This window comes from Methanosphaera sp. ISO3-F5, from assembly GCF_034480035.2.
Taxonomy (GTDB): Archaea; Methanobacteriota; Methanobacteria; order Methanobacteriales; family Methanobacteriaceae; genus Methanosphaera.
On the sequence record NZ_CP118753.2, the window covers coordinates 86,094 to 106,790 of the forward strand.

The window sequence follows — 20,697 nt, forward strand, 5'->3', positions numbered from 1 at the left end:
CTAAAAAAAATTAAAAAAAAAGTTTTAAACATCTTTTAATAAAACATCCAATATCAAATTTTCTAAAATACTTTCAAATTTAATAGCCAATGCACTCCAATCATTATCACGAACAAAATTATAACCTGCAAGTCCAATACTTTCAATTTCCTTTTTGTTCTTAAATTTTTCCTGAACAATATCTAAAACTTCTTCAGGAGTGTTAATATAAATCAAACCATTTTTCTCCCCAAATTCAGCAACCAAACCTGGAAGTCTAGTTGCAATAACCGGTTTCTTCATAGCCATATATTCATACAATTTAATAGGAACAATATCCTGCATGATAATTTCATCCTTGTATGCTGGAAGAATACAAGCATCACTAGCACCAATCAAATCAGGCATTATAGTATATTTTTGTCTTCCAGTAAGAATTAACTGATCTTCTAAATGATATCTTTTCTGGATAAGAGTCAAGGCTTCAAAAGCATCACCATCACCAGTAATTAACAATTTAATATTAGGATATTTAGCCTTGTTCTTTCCAAGTTCTACTGCTAATTCTTTAAGTCCTGCAAAATTATACAAGAATCCCATGAAAAAAAGGACTATGTCCTTGTTACTAATATTATAATATCTTCTAATCTTGTTTCCTCTATGACTTTTATAGTTGAATTGTTTTAAATTAATTCCAGCATCAATAATTGATAACTTATGTGGATTAGCTCCTAATTCAACAGCGGTTTCACTAAGTCTACGATTAATCGTGAGCACATAAGATGAATTTTTAATAGTTTTCTGAGTTATCCGTTTACCCAAACCTCTAAATGTCTTTTCAGGAATAAGTTGATGTAACACATCTATAAAGTAATAAACGAAAGGTATCTTTTCCTTTTTAGCTATCCTGGAAGCAATATTTGCATTCAATATACCAAAAGCAACGATAATATCTGGATTAAATTCCCTTATTTGTCTTTTAATCTCATTTTTATGGTAATGTATGACTGAAAAATAATTAAGTACAGGAATTTTAATAAGAGGTGGTCTTATTACTGTAATATTGTCAGTGTTATACACTTTCTTATAACCTTCAAACACTTGTCTCGGAGATTTATATTTTTCATCATCTTTCTTATTATCCTTCCACTCAACCTCATAGTCAATAACTCTTATCTTATGACCACGTAAACCTAATAATTCCATTAAATGATGTTGTTGATGAGGATTTCTCTTTATCCAATCAGATTCTTGTACCACTAATATTCTCATTTCAATCACCATTATGGATGTAATTCAATTATTTGTTATTAAAATTTAAATTCTGCACTTTTCTGGATATTATCCCAATTATTAACGAACCATTCATGAGTATTTTCTAATCCTTCATCAAATCCATGTTTTGGTTCATATTTCAATATTTTTTTTGCTTTATCAATTGATGACAATAACTTGTTTTTAGCATCCCAATTCCTACGTTCTTTATACTCTATTCCTGCCTTATTATCACATAATTCATTGACCTTATTTGCCATATCAATAACTTGATGGTCTTTACCTGAACCCAAGTTAATAGCTTCTCCTATTGCATCTTCCACAATTCCCATCCTGGTTAATCCCTGAACAATATCTTCTACATAAGTCCAGTCACGAGTTTCTGTTCCATCACCAGTTATAGGTAATGCTTGGCCATTCATTGCCCAATACATAAAGTTTGGTATAACATTCCTATATTTTCCAGGTACTTCTCCAGGGCCGAACACATTAAAGAATCTGGCATTAACAATAGGTAATTCATAAAGGTTATGGAAATAATTGGTGTAAAGTTCTCCTAACAATTTAGTTACTTGGTATGGTGTATGGAGACTAATACTAATATCATGTTCTTCGAAGGGCATTTTTGAATCTAAACCGTAAACTCCACAACCACTACTTGAATAAACAAATCGTTTTACACCTGTTAACTGAGCATATTCAAGTACCTTCAGAATTCCAAGTCCGTTAACTTTTAAATCTTTTTCTGGTTGGTCTACAGAGTTCTGATTAGCAAAATGTGCTGCTAAATGGAATACATAATCTGGTGATTCCTTGAACACCCATTTGAGTACTTGATCATCACAAATGTCTCCTTCTATAAATTCAATACAATCTGCTTTTGGTATATTCCATTTATATGCTGATGATAAGTTATCTAAGATAATTATCTTTTTAGGATTGTATTCTGCAAGTTTTCTTGTTAAATTACTTCCTACACATCCTGCTCCACCTGTTACGAGGATAGTTTCTCCTTCATATGCACTTTCTATATCCACACTAAAATCTCCTTAGTATAATTAAATCATTTCAATCTATTATTAATGTTTATTTATCTTTTTTGTTTTATTTAAATTTTCAATTAGGTTTTACTAACTATTATAAATCATCGTATATTGTAGAATAGTCATATTAAACTGATTCTTTTGATTCAAAAAAAGTTAATAATAATATTAAATTAAAAAATAAGGGTTGGATAGATTATTTGAAGTTTTTATTAATCTCTTGCAGTAAACTTATGGCTTCTTCAAATCCGTTATTAACGTCCTTTTTAACATTGGAGTACTGATTGTTCACAAAGCCTGTTGTATTATGATCTAAGGCTATGTGTGGTATGTGCATATACTCAGGACCATATATTAAAGGAAGGTATTCCTCACAATCATTAGGACAGTTAAACTCATAATCTTCAAATGTGATTTGTTTTAGAGGAAAAACATAGTTAATATCATAGATTCTGTTATGGATGTTGTTATGTAATCCATCAATAGCATCAGATATGTGGGATGTTTCTAAATTTGTGAATTTCATTTTTGAGCGTTCAATTTCCAATCCTTCATCAAATGTCCATATACCATCACTAATTTTTTCTCTAAGTTCTACCTGCAGTTGCGTTTGTTTCTCATTCCTATCTGCTGTTAATCCTTCGTCTTCTATATATTCCTTTGGAAATACGTCAAAATGTACGAATGGCTTTTTGAAGGCACATTGGAAGAATAATATGAAAGTTCCATTATTCAGTTTATCCAAGTCATTACAATCGGATGGATAATTTTTGTGTGGTTGGGTAAGCTTTGAAATTATAATATGATCTTTCAGTGCTTCAATTTTTTCAATTTCTTCTGGGAATACTTCTATAAACTTATTATAATCCTCTCTTAACATAGAAACATCAATATCATCATCCCATGGAATAAATCCACCATGACGTACGGCACCAAGAAGAGTTCCATAGTCTAACCAGTACTTTATATCATGTTTTTGGCATATTTTATCAAATAGTTTAAGTAATTCTAAAGATAATAATTGTATTTGTCTCATAACACCAGTGGCTTTAATATCACAGCTATTAAATATTAAATCCAGCATTTTATAGTGTGACTCCAGTTCATTAAATTTATTGTTGTTGTTGAATTTTTGAACTAACTCTATTACTTTTCTATGATTTTTAATGCTATTTGGTAACATCTGATATAATCTTGATAAAATAAATACCATGTCCTATACTTCCCATGATTTACTATTAATTATGTTTATATTTAATTGCTTATAATTTTGATATCTTATTTTTTTTCTTGTTATTATGATTTTTTTTCATATTATTCATGTTTATAGTCATCTTTTTAAATTATAGTTTATATTTATTCCACTTTTTTGGTATGGTATTCGATTATTATTTATTTTTAAGAAAAAGATTTATATTATTATTTTTATATAGAAATAATCATGATGCCTATAAACAATTTCAATAACACAACAACTAAGATATATTCTACTAGTAAAGGAATAAAAGTAGTAGATAGTCCTATTAAAATTCAGATATTAAACTTATTGGAGGGCCAAGTTAGTGAAGCGGATATAGTCAGTGAAACAGGCAAATCAAAATCAACAATTTCAGTACATTTAAAAAATCTTATAGATGAAGGTATCATTAGTTTCAAATCTCATCCAAGGGATCGTAGAAGTAAACTTTTCTATATTTTAGCAGATTATATTGGAGAAATATACCCTGATAAAATAATATACAAATATCCTGAGTTTGACACTCAAATTAATAATAAGGAACAATTATTTACTGAAGTGTTTAGGCAATATAAATCAATTTTATTAATACATGGACTTCAATTAGAACCATTAGAAATTGAAACTGGGAAAAATGTGGGTAAAGCTTTATTTTCAACATTAGAATTTGAAACTTTTGATGAATTAATAGATGCAATAACAACTAAATTCGAAGATTTAGAATTAGGCCAGATAAAATTAAGCAGTGACAATCCACTAATATTAAAAAATTATAACTGTAAAGAATGTAACGGATTACAATATAATAGAACTTTATGTAACATAACCAAAGGAATTCTTAAGGGAATATTTGAAGAATTCTATGAAAAAGAAGTTTTTGTTGAAGAAGTAGAATGCATATCAAAATATGATGATTGCTGTACTTTCATAATAGAATTATTAACTAATAATTCTTAAATCTTTTAATAATCCTCTGTATGGATATTGGAATAAATGTAAACCAATCTCCCATACAGGTACGTATTAAACCCCTCTTAAAATATTTTTTTTGTAATTTTGGCAATGTATTATAATATCCATCACTCATAGATGCTCCCTTTGATCTATGTTCTAGCATGGTTGGTATAATGTAAGCATTTAATCCTTTATTTTTAATGTTATAAACATAATCCACAGCATATAAATGCCAATCATCACATTCCTCATTCAACGGGAATCTATTAAAAACATCTCGGGGAATAATGAATAAACACTCATCTAGTGTGCTGGCCTTTTCCACTGCATCAATTTTAAACGGTGACACATCCACGGGAGTTAATCCCTGTTTAATATTACTTCTCACTAAACTATCAGTAGTCTTTCCTGCTACTCCGACAATACCAACATTTTTCAAGTCCTTCAACTGAGTTATAGTGTGTTTAATCCAGTTGTTATCCGTAAAATTAATATCCTGATGAACAAATACAAAATACTCTCCATGAGCCTTCGAAGCACCATAATTCAAAGCTGAAGAAGCACTACTGAATTCATTACTTCTATTATCAACTAATACCAGTTCATACTTCTCAGTCTGAGCATTTAAACTGTTTAACAAATATTCATTAAGAATTTCCTCATCATTATAAACACAAATTATACTCATCATGTTAATCACAAATTCAATTTATCAACAATCTTATCAGGCAATAACTCTTTAATAATATCCATGTCATCTTTATCAAATGTTCTGATAATTAATATGCACATGAAATAAACTATCATACCTATAACCACACTAATAAATAATTCCAAATTAATGAAATATATTACAACACCCATCAAAAGACTTGCAATAAAAGGTTTTATCAGTATTTCCCTTAATGGGACAGAATATCCATATTTATGCATTATATACATATAAAATATAACCATACTTACCTCATTAAGAACGGTAATCATTGCAGCACCAATACCATTAAACAACTGTATTAAGATATAATTACCAAAGGTACTAAACAGTAAACAAATGAATGTAGCTTTAACAGTTTCATGCTGCTTATTAATAGAAGCAATACTGGTTCCAAGAATATAACTTAAAAATATTGCAGGCAATGCCCATATAATCAATTCAAGTATTGGTATAGTATTCACATAAGCAGATCCATAAATAAATAATATAATCTTATCCGAGAGTACTGTAGTTCCCATAGCAATAGGCATACTAATTATAGTCAAATACTTTAAAGACTTCTTATATGAATAAGCTAACATTTCCCTGCTATCAACATATAACTTAGAAAATATTGGCATAACAGCAGTAGAAAATACTGTTGGTATAAATATTAATGCTTGCATTAAATTAAAAGCAGCAGTATATTCCCCTACAACTGCACTAGTTGTTAACATATTTAAAAGAATAGTATTCATTTTAAATGATATTAAAGCAAAAATGCTGGTTATTGCCAGTGGATAAGCGGTTAATATTAAGTATTTCCAAAACTTTAAATCTGTCTGAAAATGAATTAAACCATAATTTCGTGTACATATAACAAAATTATATAACAGTACAGCTAATGATGCTATGACATATACTAATGAAACAGCAATGACTGACTGTTTTGTAAACACACAGATTAGAATACCAACAAACAATACACTTGCATTTAAAATCTCGGAAATTGACTGATACTCCATTTGCTCATATGCCCTGAACAATGAGGTAAACACACCACCAAATGCATTTATTATAACTGAAGAACCAATCAAATACACTACATTCTTAGTAACAACATCAAATGTTCCAACATTAACAAATATTATTAATGCAGACATTGTTATCAAGGATAATATTAATTTAATAGTACCATGATTACCAAGATACTTTCCAGTTTTACTCTTATCCTTAGCAACTTCACGTATAGTTAATGTAGATAATCCTAAATCAGTGAATATTGCAAATAAACCAGATATTGCAGTAGCAAAAGAGATAATACCAAAGTTTGTAGTTCCAAGATATCTTGCAGAATACAAAGTGTAAAAGAATGCAAGAATATAACTAACCAGTTGTGATAAAAACAATACACTGGTGTTTTTAACAAGTGTTCTGACAGTACTCATCTTTATTCACTTCTAATAATTATTTCTCGGTGTCAATACCTATGAATTTTTCACCAACAAGATCAAGAACTTTCTCTACAACTTCATCCATTCTTAAATACTTATATTCAGCTAATCGACCAATAAAAGTTATATTTTCATACTCTTGACTTAATTCATGATATTTTTCATAAATCTTCCTATTTTTTTCTAAATCTACTGGATAATATGGTATGTTTTGTTCATCATTGTTAATATCATATTCTGTAGGAAATTCAAACTGAATTGTAGTATAGAAAGTTTGCTGACCAGTCAAATACTTGAATTCAGTTATTCTCCTGAAATGATACTCCTCAGGGTAATAAATAGTTGCATTGTCTTGAAATAACACATCATCTAAGTCTTCATTAAGTAAGATTAATGATCTGTATGGCAATCGTCCAAATCTGTAATTAAAAAATTCATCAATCATACCAGTGAATATCAGGTGTCCACGGAATTCTTTTCCTTCATAATATATTTTCTTATTTTCATAGTCAATATCTATGATTTCATGATAATCCTTTTCCAACATTATAGTAATGTCATGGTTACTTAGCATATTTTGGAACATATTTGTATAACCATGTGATGGTATAACTTGGTGTATGTCATCATAGTACCTGCAATCATATGAAACTTCCACAGGTAACATTTTATCAACAAATTCATCTAGTTCTTCAGATTTTAGTCCATATAACTTTTCATAATCTTTTAAAAATATCTTATCATATATAAAATCGCCCAACAATTTCAGGTACTTATTTGATGAATTTCTAAGCTCTTTAATCGGAACTTTACTATTCACTTCATATTCTTCAAGAAGTGCATCCTTAATATGATTAGAATGTAATGGAATACATTTATCAATACTGATTAAGTTGAAAGGCACTGGGATAAGACTGTCATTAACTTTGTATAGAACTTTATGATTATAAATATTCCATAGGGTAAACAATGATAAATAATTATAAACCCTATTGCTGTTAGTGTGGATGATATGTGGACCATACTTGTGAATTATTGTACCTTCCTCATTGGTATAATCATAACAATTTCCACCAATATGATCTCTTTTATCAATCAACAGAACTTTCTTGTTAAGAACATTTGCAATCTCCTCTGCACAGGTTATTCCAGCAATACCTGCTCCAATAATTATATAATCAAATGACAAATCTCTCCCCTCCTTTTATCTTAATTTTCTAATTTACCTAATATTTTTATTCCCTTATTCTGTAAGAACAATAACATTGCAGTTGTAATGAATGTTTCTGTTATTGCAAATGATATTGCTATTCCAACATCCTTCAGTAATATGATTAATATTATTCCCAAAGTAATATCCAATATTCCACCTAACAAAACAATTCTGCTGAATGCTTTGTTGTAATTGAATGTGAGCATGGTCTGTATACCGAAGATATTGCTTAAAGATACCATAAATGGTAAGACAGATAAAATTCTTAGAATAATGATTGAACTTTGATATTCTGCTCCAAACAATATTAAAATTATAGTATCTGCAAATACAAACAATCCTATGGAAAATACTAATCCAAGGATGGCAGCTAATTTGGTTAACTTCCTAATGAACAGGATATTTGTTTTTTCATCCTTTTCACTCACATTTCTACTGATAAATGGGAATAATGCTTGTGAAACAGGGGTGAACAATCCGTTTACTGCAACAGTTATCTTTTCAGCAATACTATAATAACCAACAAGGGTATTATTGGTTAATAATCCTAACAAGAACGTGTTTGTTGTAGTATACATGTTCATAGCAATTGTGGATAAGAAAACATGCCAACCAGCCCTTAAATGATGCTTAATATTTTCTAATGAAGGTTTTATTAGTTTAATATCAAACCTTGTTAAAGCAACATAAATTCCAAGTATTCCTACAACAAGGTAACCAAATGAATTGATAATAGGAACTAACAGGTAATCAGATGTATTATGAACAAATACGAAGATAAACACAGTGAATATTATTTTACCAATTATATTAAGAATACTGGTATACCTCATATATTCCAAGCCCTGGAATAACCAAGTAGGGAATAACACATAACCTATAACCATCCCAAAAGTTAACAGATAAACCTCTGCATCACTTGCAAAACGGGGGATAAATGAACAAATTGCTAATAAGATAATTAAACTTAAAACAGTTAAACATATCTTAATCAGCATCACAGTACTGAAAATTTCAGAAACTTTTGTATTGTCCTCCCTAATTATTGCAAGTTCTCTAGTAGCAGATAAGTTAAACCCATAATCAGTAAACATTTGGAAGTATAATATTAAGGACATTGCATACTGCGTTAATCCAAACTTGTCCGGTCCTAAAATATATGTAAGATAGGGTAATGTAATAAGAGGTAATATGTAACTAGCAAACTGTAAACCAGTAAGGGATAGTATATTCTCAAAAACTTTAGTATATTCAGTTCGTTTAAATAAATTTTTTAGCCTTGAAAACATTATAATCCCTGTAAATTAAGAAAAATTAGTTGTAAAGAATTAATTTTCAAATTCTTTTTCATAGAAATTTATAGTTTCTTTAAGTTCCTTGTTAAAATCATGTTCATTTTCGTATCCGAAATCATTTTCTGCTTTACTTATATCTGCAAATGAATTTTTAATGTCTCCTTCACGGACAGGTTCATATTTTGGGTTAAAATCATATCCCATGATTTCACAAATTCGTTCAAGTAATTGCTTAATATTAATTGTATTACCATGAGCAATGTTATAAACACCAGTTACATCACTCAAAGCAACTTTAATATTGGCTTCAGCAATGTTTTTTACATATACAAAATCTCTTGTCTGTGTTCCATCACCATATATGATTGGTTGTTCTCCTCTAAGTAGTGTGGTGATGAATTTAGGGATAACTCCACTGTAAGCTGAATCAACACTTTGTCTTGGACCAAATACGTTAAAATACCTTAAACATGCTATTGGTAAATTATAAGTCTGTGTGAAAGTATATGCATATAATTCCATTGTTGCTTTGGATACAGCATATGGTGATAATGGTTTTAATGGTAGTGTTTCTACATTTGGAAGAACTTTTGTCTCTCCGTATACTGCTGCAGAGGATGCGCATACTATCTTGTTAACTTTATTTTCACATCCTGCCTTAAATACATTAAAACTACCTTTTATATTTGAATTATTTGTTTTAGTTGGATGTTTAACACTTTCAGGCACACTTACCAGAGCTGCTTCATGAAATATGTAATCATAGTTTTCAAACATTGTTTTTAAATCCAAATCAACGATATCTCCGCAGACAAGTTCAATTCTATCATGATCCATGTCTTTTAAGTTTTCAACTTTTCCTGTTGACATATTGTCTATAATCGTTACTTTTGAAACACCTTGGTCAAGTAATAATTCTGTAATGTGTGAACCTATAAATCCGGCTCCTCCTGTCACGATACATCTTTTATCTTTCATGTTTTGCCTCATTTTTTTAATTACTTGTCAAAAATATTTCATATTGTATAAAAATTTATTATATTACATTATACCTAAGATATAATGTTCTATAAGGGGATGAAACATTATTTTTATATAATTCAAAGTTTAATGTCTGGTTTGTTCCTTTCTCATTCGTACTAGTCATATAATAAGGAATTTCCATAGTTTCCTTATCCTTTAATGTTTCATTGAACTTTGTAATAATCTGATTATCCTTCAAAACTTTAATAGTATAATTAGTTTCCTGATGCTCCTGATTAGTTATTCCAATAACTAATTTTTTAACGGAATTTTGAGTAACATTGATAGGATAATCTAATGTATCATTGTTATGGTCAACCATATAAAATTCCGTGTAATCTTGTCCAGGGTTATGGAATACAACTAGGTGGATTACTTGTATAATAGCAATTATTAAAATAGCAATTAGTATGCCCTTAATAATTTTGTTCATCAAAGTCATAGTTCATCAGATTCAAAGTTATATTATAATTTAATATGTTTCTTTTGATATACATAATTATATTGTTAAATTTCTTTAATGGGAGTTTGATTTATGAAAGATAAATTTTATGTAACTGATTGCGAAGGACCTTTATCAGTAAATGATAATGCCTATGAAATATCAGATTATTTTATTCCTGAAGGAGGGGAATTTTTTAGTATATTAAGCAACTACGATGACATGCTTGTAGAAAAAAATACTGAAGGATATCTTGCTGGAAGTACTTTAAAACTTATTCTACCATTTTTTAAAGCATATGACCTAACTGAAAAAGATTTAATACAATTTTCGGAAGATAATATAAACATGGTTGACGGAGCTTATTCCATGATAAGCCATGTACAAAAAATCATGCCATTTTATATTGTAAGCACCAGTTATAATCAATACATTAAAGCTTTATGTGATAAAACAGGTTTTAAATATGAAAACACATACTCAACCCAATTAGAATTAGATAAGTATGATTTAAATAATGATGAACAAGAATCATTACTTTCTATACGGGAAAATATTCTATTTGATTACAGTTTTGACAACATTAACCACTATTTCACGGATGTAATCTCAAAAATGAAAATAAATGAATTAATCAATTCAGTGACACCAGTAGGTGGTATTGGTAAAAGGAATGCTATTCTAGACATTATAGAAAAAAACGAATATGAACCATATAATCTAATGTATACTGGAGACAGCATAACTGACTGTGAAGCATTAGAATATGCAAAAGAAAACAATGGAATAAGCATATCATTTAATGGCAATATTCATTCCATTAACTCCTCATCAATATCAATAACATCAACAAATAATTTAATACTGGCATTAATAGCAGAAATTTTCAATAATAAAGGAACAGAAGGAGTATATGACTTTATAAAATCATATAATGAGGATTCATTAGAAACAATACTAGGATACTCAGAAAATAATGAAATTACCAAGGAATTGCTTGTAAATAAAGCATCAATAGATATAGTTACTGAAGAAAATACAGAAAAATTAAATGAAAAAAGTAAAATCATAAGAAACAAAGTAAGAGGACAAAAAATAGGAAACTTAGGATAGTGAAAATATGGATTTTGAAATAGAAGATACTTATTGTGAAGCATTCACAGGAACCTGTGTAAGAATGATAGTAACAGCAGAAGATGAAAAAACCATTGAAAAAATATCATATGATGCATGTGCAACACCGGGAACAGTAATAGGAAGAACAGAATCAGGAGTAGAAAAATTCTTATCACCAGAAGAAACACCCGATAATAGGCCGGGAGTAATAATACAATTCTGGTATAACACGAAAGATCTTAAAAAATTTGATAAGGAATTATCATTCAGAATAAGACAAGACATACTAGTAAAACCTTTCGTGAAAATATTTGACGCATCAATTGACCCATTTGATTACATAGATACTACCGAACATGTGGGACATTGTGGTGATGGATACGAATGGACAGAAGACTTTGATGGAAGAACAATGATAAGAGTACCAATATGCGTCCCAGACTTTTACATAGAACAGAAACTAGGTTGTATGGAAGGAATAATGGGAGTGAACTTCTGGTACTACTGCAGTACTAAACAAGCAGTATTAGATGCAGGATACAAATCATTAGAAGCATTACAGGAAGTAGAAGGAATATGCACACCATTTGACATATGTTCAGCAGGATCAAAAGTTGAAACAAACTATCCTGAAATAGGTCCAACAACAAACCATCCATACTGCCCATCACTCAAAGAAAAACTGGGTGAAGAATCTAAAGTTGAAGAAGGAGTAAACTATATTCCAGAAATTGTAATCAATGCATTAAACATCGACAACGCAAAAGAATCATTAATAAAAGGAATTGAAGCATTAAATGGTGTTGACGGAGTATTAAAAGTATCTGCAGGAAATTATGGTGGAAATCTTGGAAAATACAAATTCTACCTTAAAGAAATATTGGAATAAAAACTGGGATTTAAATGACATTTGATATAATAGGATGGGGCGCATTAAACATAGACCGTTTATGCCAAGTAAATGAATTTGCACCAACTGATGGAGAAACATTCATATACAATGAAACAAAATCATGTGGAGGATCTGCATCCAACACAATAATTGGAATGGCAAAACTAGGATTAAACACTGGATATATTGGAAAAATTGGTACTGATTCTAATGGAAAAATGATGAAAAACTATCTAGAATCAAATAATGTAAACACTGATCATTTAATAGAATCAGAAGGAGAAACAGGTGAAGTAATAGGCTTTGTAGATGATGAAGGAAATCGTAAACTTTACGTGACTCCAAAAATCAACGATAAAATATCGAACAAAGACATAAAAAGAGACTACTTGTTAAACACCAAAGTGTTACATTTAACATCATTTGTAGGTTTAAACCCTGAAGACCCATCAATAAACACACAATTTGAATTACTTGATGAATTGGATTCAAAAATTAAAATATCATTTGATCCTGGAATGTTATATGTAAATAAGGGAAAAGAATTCATGGATAAACTAATATCTTACACAGATATTTTATTAATAAACGAAACAGAACTCTTATTAGCAACAGGCGAAACAGAATTCAAAAAAGCCGTAGAACAAGTAGCTCCAAAAGTAGAAATATTAGTTGTTAAACGTTCCACAAAAGGTTCATTTATTAAAAAACAAGACGAAGAATACAACATTAAAATATTTGAAGTTAACGCAGTTGACACTACAGGTGCGGGTGATGCATACAATGCAGGATTTTTATATGGATACATAAACGATTATTCACTCGAAAAATCTGGGATAATAGGAAGTTATATAGCAGCACAATCTACAACACAGACCGGAGCTACCGAAGCAATACCATATATTAAAGATATTAATCTATCCGAAATTATACAAAGCCTTAAAGATTAATGTTTTAAGATACATAAAATGAAAAACCAATTAAATATTAAAAATTTTCATATTATTATTTTTTTTAATTGATATTATGACAGAAAGATTAAACGAAAATTCTCTTACAACATCAAAAAATTTAAAAGAAATCCAAAAAAAATTACCCTCAGGAAATCTAACTCTAAATGAATTAACAAAGATATTATCTACTGAAGGAGTACAATTTTTTATAATAATATTGCTTGCTCCATTTTTAATTCCGGTATCTATTCCTGGAAGCAGTACACCCTTTGGAATTTTAATAATATTATTAGAAATATCATTTCTAAGAAATAAACCTATTTACATCCCTAATTTCATAGGAAAATATGAAATATCTAAAACAAATGTTTTAAAATTATTTGAAGTATTGGAAAAAGTTTTTGGATATCTGGAAAAAATATCAAAACCTAGGGGAAGTTTATATAAGAAGAAATATGCTGTAATAGCGAATGGATTGATGACCATAATACTTGCTTTATTATTATTCTTACCGTTACCTATTCCTTTCACAGACTTCACTCCAGCATTATCAATATTAATGCTTTCCTTGAGTATTTTAGAAAAAGATTCCTATCTGATGATTTTAGGTTTTATAGCAGGTTTTTTAACTATGCTCTATTTTATCTCAGTAGGGTATATTGGTATTGAAATAATTAAATTAACAATTAATTACATATTGTCGGTTATTTAAAAAAGGGATGTTGGGACAAAGTTATTTTCTTTGTCCTTTAGGGCGAGGAGCTTCTTTCTTAACATTGTTTGCATCAGTACGGTTTATTCTGTTTAACCTTTCTTTCCATCCATTCTTAATGTTTTCTGAATTAAAACTTACTTTTTCTGTTGATTCTTTTTCTTTTCTGATACGTGGTATCTTATCGTTTTCATTAATGATTTTAATTTTTGGTTCCACATTTGTTTTAGTGTTTTTAATAACTTTTTTTATTTTTTTCACACTATTTTTCATATTTTCTTGTCTGTTTATATTCATATCGAATATTTTCTTGTTCCTAGTATTCGGTGTTGGAATATTCTTTGTTAGAGGAACAGGATCTTTAATGATATTGTCTTCAATTATAATATCTTCGTTGGATTTTTGATCAATTATGATGTCATCATTTGATTTTTGATCAATTTTATTATCATCATTGTTATGTTCTATTATGATGTTATTTTCATTGTGTTCTATTATAATCTCATTTTCATCATTGGTAGGTTTTTCAATATATTCCTCTTTTTCCCGTTTAAAGTTAAGGTTTATTTTATTTGTGAAACTATCTTTTTCATCTTCAATTTTGTTTTCTTGATGTATCTGATTAGGTTTAGGCTGTGTTTGTTTAACTTTTGCCTCTTGTGGATGGAATGTTCTGATTATTGTATCTTTTAATAATCCGAATGAACTTTTAATACTCTCGTTTATTTTTTTAGAATTATTTTCAGAGGTATTATTAATTTTCACATCTTCCTGAATTAATTCTCGTCTTCTTTGGTTTTTAGTGTTAATTTCTTCTATTTCTATTTCAACATCATGGAATGGATTTTTATTATCCTTGAAATAATTTTTTAACCATGGTGCTAATGGATAATCGGTCATTCTCTCTAATGGTACCCAAGTGTGTGTTTCATATTCTTTGGATAATAATAAATCTCCATTAAGAATACTTCCTTCCATTATTACATTTACTTCCTTCTCGTTTTTATTTGAGTAATCGGATATGCCTATTATTTTTCCGGGATATACGTAGTAACCAATTTCTTTTTGAACGTTATTTATTATGGTTTCATCAAAACTTTCTTCTTCAGTAAATGAAGATCCAGGTAAATCCCAACTAGGTTTTTTATTTATTCTTTTTTTATTTAAAAGAAGAATATTTCCCTGTTCATTATAAATGACTGTTTTCACATACATCTTAAATGTTTTCATTCTCCAACATCCTTTTTTTATTAAATTATTCTAATTAAACATTATATTAACTAATCTATAGATATAATTTATTTTATTTAAACTTATTATTATTATTTTTTAGAAAAAAAGTTAGAAAAAAATTGGTAAAATGGGGGAGAAATTATACTGAGGTAGTGTTATTAGCTACATTTGGAGTTTGTAGTGTACGTTGTTCTCCATAAAATGGTTTTTCTAAATTAAGACCATGTAATGTTTGGTTTAAATCAGGATTATCTTTTAATAATTGTTTAATGTTCTCATTAATGTTTTCTAATTCTTTGGCACTATCTTCCATTTCTATGTTAGCTCTATTAATTGAACTTTGAGCATCTTCTCCACTTTTTTCACCTTTAACGTATTGTGAAATAGCATTTAACATAGTTACAGTAGCATTTAAACTTTTAGATTCTAATTCTAACCGTTTTGTTTGGTTATTTATGTAATTTATTTTTGTTTGATTATTGTTTGCATAATTAACTGTTTCATTCAATACAGTTATTTCCTCAGAATATTTAGGTGTTACTTCGTTATTTATTGTGTTAATCAGTACATCAACGTCAGTACTGTTTTGGTTGTTAAATTTTTCTGTTGCTGTTACTATATTTTTTTCAATATTGCTTGCATTTTGTAAACTTGCATTATATTTTTCGGATAATACATTATCTTGATAAGGTGCATAGAAAAATGTGTATCCTGCAATAACTATAATAATTAATGCAATAATTGCTCCTATAATTTTTTTATTCATTTTTACCACCGTATTCTATTATTATCTTTGTTAATTTATAGTAAATTTTTTTGGGATAATAAACTTTTCTTAATAAATATTTATTATCTTTGAAAGTAATAATTAATATATAGTTATATAAATTAAGGAATAATATTTTTTTATTGAAATTATTTTTGTTTCTATATGGTGTATATATGAATAATGAAGATGAATCATCAAGACTTGAAATTAATTCTCAGCATAAAAAAATCATACAAGAAGTTTTTGAATTAGAAGCAAATGGACATAAAGATGCAAGAGAATTATTTAAGGATGAGATAGCGGGATTTTTAATAAGAACTGAGGATGGTTCTTTTACTTTAACTTCTGATGAAAGAAATGAAGAATCAGAAACATTACACAGTAAATTTGGTGCTAGGACGGAAGCATTTGAAAAATTTGTTATACCTTCAAAATTATTAGAAAAAGCTGAAAAAAGTACAGTGATTAAAGTTTTAGATATATGTAGTGGTATTGGATATAATGTTTCAGCATTATTGGATTATCTGAAAGATTGTGATGTTCAAATTGAAGTGGACATGGTTGAATCTTCTTTAGAAACGATAGCTACAACTTTATTTATTCCTGATATTTGTGAGTCTCATAGTTATGTGAAAAAAGCAATAGAGTCTTATCTCATTGAAAAGGGATATTTACACTTTAATAAGGTGTTAAGTACTCTTCCTTCTAATGTTAAATTAAATATTAATGTTTGTGATGCAAGGGATTTTGTAAGGAATTGTTATGATAAAGAGTATGATGCTGTATTTTTAGATCCGTTCAGTCCAGCAAAATGTCCTGAATTGTATTCTGTGGATTTTTTCACAAAATTAAAAGAGTTATTAACACCTGATGCTCTAATATTAACTTATACTGCAGCTAGTCCTGTAAGAAGTGGGTTAATAGAGGCAGGATTGCATGTAGGTGAAGGTCCAAGGGTTCATAGAAGTGGGGGTACAGTTGCTTCTAGGTCTGCAGATGCTATAGATACTCCGTTGTCATTTAGTGATATTAAAGTTATTGCTTTGAGTGATGTTGGAATTCCGTTTATTGATCCTGATTTAAGTAGTGATTATTTAACTATATTGGAAAGAAGACAAAATCAGCGAAAAACTTGTAGGGCAATTACAATGTTTCCTTCTTCAAATAAATTGCCTCGTTATTTAGGTTTAAATCCGGATGATATTGAGGATGATTCGTTAAGAGCTAAATTAAATGGTTATGTGCAGAAAATGGGTTTTAATGCTATTAATGATGAGAGAATTGTTTCTATGTTGAATGTGGATACTAGTTTACCTAGTAGGGATCAGATTTTGGCTTTGAAGGAAAATCTTGAGTTGTTGTTATCTAAAAATTAAAAATAGGATTTACCTATTTTTATTATGTCCATATTTTATCGTTTGTTCTGTTCTGTTTTTTTGAGATGATATTTATTCCTGTTATATCACCTACTATGTATATTTCTATTGTCCATACTGGTTTTATTAAATCTTTTTCTAGGTGCATTAAGTTTTTTAGTCTGGCAGTTAATTCTTCTTCTATTTTTTCTTTGGTTTCTGGTGTTGTATATGAATTTATATAACAGTTTACTTTGAATGTGTCTTGGTAACAAATTTTGTGTCTTATTTTTCTTAGTATTGTTGCTGTAATATAATTCATATTGCTCATAACACAGGTTACGGGTGTTATTTTGTATTCTTCTTTAATTTCTAATTCTTTCATTAGTTCTTCTGGTTTGGAGTATTCTAGGAAGTATATGAAGGGGTTTTCTGATTCTTTTAGGAAGTATTTGTGGTGTTTTTTGTTCATGTTGTTTTCAAATTGTGTTAGCATGTCATCTAATTCTTTAGGGTTGGGTGTTTGTTTAAATTTTATTAGTAATTCTTTATTGTTTTGTTTTTTTAATTTCATAATATCAATCTTCACTCCTTAAACAATGTATATTTTTTTCAATATTAAATTTAAATTTTATCATATATAATACTTTTTATTAAAATATTTATATAATTAAAAAATTAATATAAAATATGGATTCAAAAGGAATATTTAATATTGAAATGATAATATCATTAATCATTTTATTAATTATATTTACATACATTTCATCAATAACAATGACAGAATTTTCATCAATAGACGAAACTGAAAATCGAAAAGAGTCACGAATAATCACAAACGATATAAAAGAAATTATAATACAAGTTCACCAAGCGGGGAATGGATATTCAATAAAATATCATTTACCCCCTAAAATTAATAAAGAAACATATATCCTTATAATAAATGATACAGGAGTTTTTGTAAATTCACATTACCAATTAACCTATTCTAAAATACTTCCCAACATAATAAAACAAAAACAATACTATTTAGAACCAGGAAATATATATGAATTTACCAATAATAATGATACAGTTGAAATAATACAAGATAATTAAAATAAAAACCCAAAATAATTAAAAAAACAGGAAGATCTATATGAATAACAAAGGACAAATCACACTAGAATACATTTTGTTTTCATCAATATTAATCATAATCCTAATATTCACAACAAACACAATAATAGAAGAAACAGAAAAAAACACAATACTAACCACAGCACAAATAGGAGCACAAATAGGAGTAGACAAAAACGCTTATGCAATGTATTACAATGACACATTCAATAATTATCAAAATAATTATCCAAAACTAACAAATCCAACAGAAATAAAAGTAATCGAAATAAACATGTCAGAAAAAAACAATGAAATACAAATCCAAACAGTACTACATAGCAACACTTACCTAAACAACAATGAAAAAAACATAATAGGCTCAAGAGTAAACTACTACATAAGAAAAACAATTTCCGAAACATTCGATATAAAAAACAATGATTTATACTACGAAAATATTCAAATAAACAAACATAAAATCATAACAAAAACAGTAAAATGGAGGTGAAGATTAAATTAAATTGCCTCTAGCAAAATAAGCAACTAAAATACCTATAATACCAAATACAATTCCAATAATCCATATAATATGAACAACATCCTTTTCTTTCATAGGCTTTTTCAATATAGATCTAATCAATGAGTTAAACCCACCAGAAGGTGCAATAAGCTTACCATCATCATCAACCTGAGTCGGCTTAAAGTTTTGACGTTCCATAACACCAGCACTATAAAATTTAAGCAGACCATCAATAATATTAGGTAACAAAACTATAAATGCAATAATTTTAACCCTACCAATAAATGCAATAATTGCAATACAAGCACCTATAATTAAAGTTCCAACATCACCCGGAAACACATTAGCAGGATACTTATTAAAGAATAAAAATGCAATCAAAGCACCTAACATTGAAAAAGATATTATAGCAACATCAAACTTATTCATAATAACACATGAAAAAGTTAACGAAGTTAAAGCAATAATACCAAGACCAGTCTCTATACCATTCAAACCAGCTAACATATTTGTTAAATTAGAAGCTACAGAAACAGCAATAGGAATACTCAACATGTAAATAACACTAACATTAGGTGGAGTAACCCACATTATTGGCAAACCAGCTATCCATAACAAAATTAACTTTTCTTTAGAGGATAACATAATTAAATCATCAACTATGCCTATAATACCAGTAAGTAAGATTACTATAAGCGTAATAGTTAACTGTGACTTCCATTCAGGACATAAATAAACACCAACCATAATAGCTATAGCAAATCCAAATAGGATACCAATACCACCCATCTCTGCAACTTCAGGCTTGGTTAATTTATGAATATCTTTACCAACAATATCCGCATTTTTCAATCTTCTAATTAAAGAAGGCATAGCTAAAAAAGTAACTAAAAAAGCTATCAATCCACAGAATCCTGAAGTCAATAACAATTCTGTTGAATTCAATTAATTCACCTCTTCATTCAGATTCTCATTATTTTTAAGAATATAATAAATTGTTCTAATAGGTATGTTCATTTTTTCAGATATTTTTTTCACAGGAACACCATCATTCCTCATATCAAAAATTTCCTTTTTGGTTTTATTCGAATACTTTGATTTAGGACCTTGTTTTAATTTATTTTTCTTTAAATAATAAACTGTTTTACTACTAATATTTAATTTAGATGCAATAGTTTTAACACTTAATCCTGAATCTAACATTTCATCTATTTTTTCCTTTAAATCATCATCATACTTTTTAGGTCGACCTCTACTTTCTATTATATTTATTACAACACCTAATTCTGCTAAAGCATCCAAATAAATTTCTGAAGTTCGTTCATATAAACTTAAAGGACAATTAATTTCTTCAAGATCCGGATTTTCATCTAGCAGTTCAATGATTAATTTAGATGATAGTGGTTTAGTCACATGTACTTTTGAACTCATAAA

22 protein-coding genes are annotated in these 20,697 nt (G+C 28.5%); 8 read left to right on the forward strand and 14 right to left on the reverse strand.

All coding sequences use genetic code 11. From position 1 onward, the window contains the following. Positions 1 to 24 precede the first annotated feature (24 nt). The 3 genes from PXD04_RS12125 to PXD04_RS12135 form a co-directional block, all read right to left on the reverse strand. Positions 25 to 1,251 carry a glycosyltransferase gene (locus PXD04_RS12125; protein ID WP_323737142.1) on the reverse strand — a complete coding sequence of 409 codons (1,227 nt, stop codon included), beginning with the start codon at positions 1,249 to 1,251 and terminating at the stop codon, positions 25 to 27. 38 nt (positions 1,252 to 1,289) lie between these two features. Continuing rightward, positions 1,290 to 2,291, reverse strand: coding sequence for an NAD-dependent epimerase/dehydratase family protein (locus PXD04_RS12130; RefSeq protein ID WP_323737143.1), 1,002 nt, complete (start codon positions 2,289 to 2,291; stop codon positions 1,290 to 1,292). Between the two features lie 202 nt (positions 2,292 to 2,493). Continuing rightward, entirely contained in the window at positions 2,494 to 3,510 is a 1,017-nt protein-coding gene (locus PXD04_RS12135; protein ID WP_323737144.1) for a phosphorylcholine transferase LicD, read from the reverse strand. 228 nt (positions 3,511 to 3,738) lie between these two features. On the opposite strand from PXD04_RS12135, the gene PXD04_RS12140 reads away from it, so the two are divergent. After that, positions 3,739 to 4,491 (forward strand): V4R domain-containing protein, encoded by a 753-nt coding sequence (locus PXD04_RS12140; protein ID WP_323737145.1) that lies wholly within the window; start codon positions 3,739 to 3,741, stop codon positions 4,489 to 4,491. Here PXD04_RS12140 and PXD04_RS12145 read toward each other — a convergent pair. Genes PXD04_RS12145 through PXD04_RS12170 form a run of 6 tightly spaced genes read right to left on the reverse strand, consistent with a single transcriptional unit; the run spans position 4,478 to position 10,600 of the window. Continuing rightward, positions 4,478 to 5,179, reverse strand: coding sequence for a glycosyltransferase family A protein (locus PXD04_RS12145; protein ID WP_323737146.1), 702 nt, complete (start codon positions 5,177 to 5,179; stop codon positions 4,478 to 4,480). The two genes, PXD04_RS12140 and PXD04_RS12145, sit on opposite strands and share 14 nt — an antisense overlap. 5 nt (positions 5,180 to 5,184) lie before the next feature. Then, complete coding sequence (locus PXD04_RS12150; RefSeq protein ID WP_323737147.1) at positions 5,185 to 6,630, reverse strand: flippase; 1,446 nt, start codon at positions 6,628 to 6,630, stop codon at positions 5,185 to 5,187. A 19-nt stretch (positions 6,631 to 6,649) separates the two neighbouring features. Beyond that, the gene (glf, locus tag PXD04_RS12155; RefSeq protein WP_323737148.1) at positions 6,650 to 7,825 is read right to left on the reverse strand and encodes a UDP-galactopyranose mutase; all 1,176 of its coding nucleotides are present in this window, start codon (positions 7,823 to 7,825) and stop codon (positions 6,650 to 6,652) included. Between the two features lie 20 nt (positions 7,826 to 7,845). Next, positions 7,846 to 9,138 carry a flippase gene (locus tag PXD04_RS12160; protein ID WP_323737149.1) on the reverse strand — a complete coding sequence of 431 codons (1,293 nt, stop codon included), beginning with the start codon at positions 9,136 to 9,138 and terminating at the stop codon, positions 7,846 to 7,848. 39 nt (positions 9,139 to 9,177) lie between these two features. Then, entirely contained in the window at positions 9,178 to 10,122 is a 945-nt protein-coding gene (locus tag PXD04_RS12165) for a GDP-mannose 4,6-dehydratase (protein ID WP_323737150.1), read from the reverse strand. Between the two features lie 58 nt (positions 10,123 to 10,180). After that, positions 10,181 to 10,600 (reverse strand): DUF1616 domain-containing protein, encoded by a 420-nt coding sequence (locus PXD04_RS12170; RefSeq protein WP_323737419.1) that lies wholly within the window; start codon positions 10,598 to 10,600, stop codon positions 10,181 to 10,183. Positions 10,601 to 10,702: 102 nt separating this feature from the next. Between PXD04_RS12170 and PXD04_RS12175 the strand changes: the two genes are divergently transcribed. The 4 genes from PXD04_RS12175 (at position 10,703) to PXD04_RS12190 (ending at position 14,282) form a co-directional block, all read left to right on the forward strand. After that, the gene (locus PXD04_RS12175; RefSeq protein WP_323737151.1) at positions 10,703 to 11,722 is read left to right on the forward strand and encodes a hypothetical protein; all 1,020 of its coding nucleotides are present in this window, start codon (positions 10,703 to 10,705) and stop codon (positions 11,720 to 11,722) included. Positions 11,723 to 11,729: 7 nt separating this feature from the next. Beyond that, positions 11,730 to 12,614, forward strand: a complete 885-nt coding sequence (locus PXD04_RS12180) for a formylmethanofuran--tetrahydromethanopterin N-formyltransferase (protein WP_323737152.1) — start codon at positions 11,730 to 11,732, stop codon at positions 12,612 to 12,614. A gap of 14 nt (positions 12,615 to 12,628) precedes the next feature. Beyond that, positions 12,629 to 13,567, forward strand: coding sequence for a carbohydrate kinase family protein (locus PXD04_RS12185; protein ID WP_323737153.1), 939 nt, complete (start codon positions 12,629 to 12,631; stop codon positions 13,565 to 13,567). 76 nt (positions 13,568 to 13,643) lie between these two features. Then, positions 13,644 to 14,282, forward strand: coding sequence for an exopolysaccharide biosynthesis protein (locus PXD04_RS12190; protein ID WP_323737154.1), 639 nt, complete (start codon positions 13,644 to 13,646; stop codon positions 14,280 to 14,282). 21 nt (positions 14,283 to 14,303) lie between these two features. On the opposite strand, the gene PXD04_RS12195 is transcribed toward PXD04_RS12190, so the two are convergent. Beyond that, the gene (locus PXD04_RS12195; RefSeq protein ID WP_323737155.1) at positions 14,304 to 15,512 is read right to left on the reverse strand and encodes an NUDIX domain-containing protein; all 1,209 of its coding nucleotides are present in this window, start codon (positions 15,510 to 15,512) and stop codon (positions 14,304 to 14,306) included. Positions 15,513 to 15,654: 142 nt separating this feature from the next. Continuing rightward, on the reverse strand, positions 15,655 to 16,281 hold the full coding sequence (locus PXD04_RS12200; protein WP_323737156.1) for a hypothetical protein: 627 nt from the start codon (positions 16,279 to 16,281) through the stop codon (positions 15,655 to 15,657). A 176-nt stretch (positions 16,282 to 16,457) separates the two neighbouring features. Between PXD04_RS12200 and PXD04_RS12205 the strand changes: the two genes are divergently transcribed. Further along, entirely contained in the window at positions 16,458 to 17,660 is a 1,203-nt protein-coding gene (locus tag PXD04_RS12205) for an MnmC family methyltransferase (protein ID WP_323737157.1), read from the forward strand. Between the two features lie 22 nt (positions 17,661 to 17,682). Here the strand turns inward: PXD04_RS12205 and PXD04_RS12210 are convergent, their stop codons facing one another. Beyond that, a complete protein-coding gene (locus PXD04_RS12210; RefSeq protein ID WP_323737158.1) occupies positions 17,683 to 18,213 on the reverse strand; it encodes a THUMP domain-containing protein in 531 nt (176 codons plus the stop codon). Positions 18,214 to 18,359: 146 nt separating this feature from the next. Here PXD04_RS12210 and PXD04_RS12215 point away from each other — a divergent pair, with 146 nt between their 5' ends. Both PXD04_RS12215 and PXD04_RS12220 read left to right on the forward strand, forming a co-directional pair. Further along, complete coding sequence (locus PXD04_RS12215) at positions 18,360 to 18,740, forward strand: hypothetical protein (protein ID WP_323737159.1); 381 nt, start codon at positions 18,360 to 18,362, stop codon at positions 18,738 to 18,740. Between the two features lie 40 nt (positions 18,741 to 18,780). Then, positions 18,781 to 19,251 carry a class III signal peptide-containing protein gene (locus tag PXD04_RS12220; RefSeq protein WP_323737160.1) on the forward strand — a complete coding sequence of 157 codons (471 nt, stop codon included), beginning with the start codon at positions 18,781 to 18,783 and terminating at the stop codon, positions 19,249 to 19,251. Between the two features lie 3 nt (positions 19,252 to 19,254). Here the strand turns inward: PXD04_RS12220 and PXD04_RS12225 are convergent, their stop codons facing one another. Both PXD04_RS12225 and PXD04_RS12230 read right to left on the reverse strand, forming a co-directional pair. Next, complete coding sequence (locus tag PXD04_RS12225) at positions 19,255 to 20,136, reverse strand: multidrug transporter (RefSeq protein ID WP_323737420.1); 882 nt, start codon at positions 20,134 to 20,136, stop codon at positions 19,255 to 19,257. A gap of 72 nt (positions 20,137 to 20,208) precedes the next feature. Next, complete coding sequence (locus tag PXD04_RS12230; RefSeq protein WP_323737161.1) at positions 20,209 to 20,694, reverse strand: helix-turn-helix domain-containing protein; 486 nt, start codon at positions 20,692 to 20,694, stop codon at positions 20,209 to 20,211. Between the last annotated feature and the right edge of the window lie 3 nt (positions 20,695 to 20,697).

Excerpts from the sequence above, each read along its gene's own strand:
- PXD04_RS12200 (WP_323737156.1), bottom strand. The coding sequence starts at position 16,281 with ATGAATAAAAAAATTATAGGAGCAATTATTGCATTAATTATTATAGTT.
- PXD04_RS12135 (WP_323737144.1), bottom strand. The coding sequence starts at position 3,510 with ATGGTATTTATTTTATCAAGATTATATCAGATGTTACCAAATAGCATT.
- PXD04_RS12210 (WP_323737158.1), bottom strand. The coding sequence starts at position 18,213 with ATGAAATTAAAAAAACAAAACAATAAAGAATTACTAATAAAATTTAAA.
- PXD04_RS12165 (WP_323737150.1), bottom strand. The coding sequence starts at position 10,122 with ATGAAAGATAAAAGATGTATCGTGACAGGAGGAGCCGGATTTATAGGT.
- PXD04_RS12230 (WP_323737161.1), bottom strand. The coding sequence starts at position 20,694 with ATGAGTTCAAAAGTACATGTGACTAAACCACTATCATCTAAATTAATC.
- PXD04_RS12145 (WP_323737146.1), bottom strand. The coding sequence starts at position 5,179 with ATGATGAGTATAATTTGTGTTTATAATGATGAGGAAATTCTTAATGAA.
- PXD04_RS12195 (WP_323737155.1), bottom strand. The coding sequence starts at position 15,512 with ATGAAAACATTTAAGATGTATGTGAAAACAGTCATTTATAATGAACAG.
- PXD04_RS12160 (WP_323737149.1), bottom strand. The coding sequence starts at position 9,138 with ATGTTTTCAAGGCTAAAAAATTTATTTAAACGAACTGAATATACTAAA.
- PXD04_RS12205 (WP_323737157.1), top strand. The coding sequence starts at position 16,458 with ATGAATAATGAAGATGAATCATCAAGACTTGAAATTAATTCTCAGCAT.
- PXD04_RS12140 (WP_323737145.1), top strand. The coding sequence starts at position 3,739 with ATGATGCCTATAAACAATTTCAATAACACAACAACTAAGATATATTCT.
- PXD04_RS12225 (WP_323737420.1), bottom strand. The coding sequence starts at position 20,136 with ATGCCTTCTTTAATTAGAAGATTGAAAAATGCGGATATTGTTGGTAAA.
- PXD04_RS12125 (WP_323737142.1), bottom strand. The coding sequence starts at position 1,251 with ATGAGAATATTAGTGGTACAAGAATCTGATTGGATAAAGAGAAATCCT.
- PXD04_RS12220 (WP_323737160.1), top strand. The coding sequence starts at position 18,781 with ATGAATAACAAAGGACAAATCACACTAGAATACATTTTGTTTTCATCA.
- PXD04_RS12150 (WP_323737147.1), bottom strand. The coding sequence starts at position 6,630 with ATGAGTACTGTCAGAACACTTGTTAAAAACACCAGTGTATTGTTTTTA.
- PXD04_RS12170 (WP_323737419.1), bottom strand. The coding sequence starts at position 10,600 with ATGAACAAAATTATTAAGGGCATACTAATTGCTATTTTAATAATTGCT.
- PXD04_RS12190 (WP_323737154.1), top strand. The coding sequence starts at position 13,644 with ATGACAGAAAGATTAAACGAAAATTCTCTTACAACATCAAAAAATTTA.
- PXD04_RS12215 (WP_323737159.1), top strand. The coding sequence starts at position 18,360 with ATGATAATATCATTAATCATTTTATTAATTATATTTACATACATTTCA.
- PXD04_RS12185 (WP_323737153.1), top strand. The coding sequence starts at position 12,629 with ATGACATTTGATATAATAGGATGGGGCGCATTAAACATAGACCGTTTA.
- PXD04_RS12175 (WP_323737151.1), top strand. The coding sequence starts at position 10,703 with ATGAAAGATAAATTTTATGTAACTGATTGCGAAGGACCTTTATCAGTA.
- PXD04_RS12180 (WP_323737152.1), top strand. The coding sequence starts at position 11,730 with ATGGATTTTGAAATAGAAGATACTTATTGTGAAGCATTCACAGGAACC.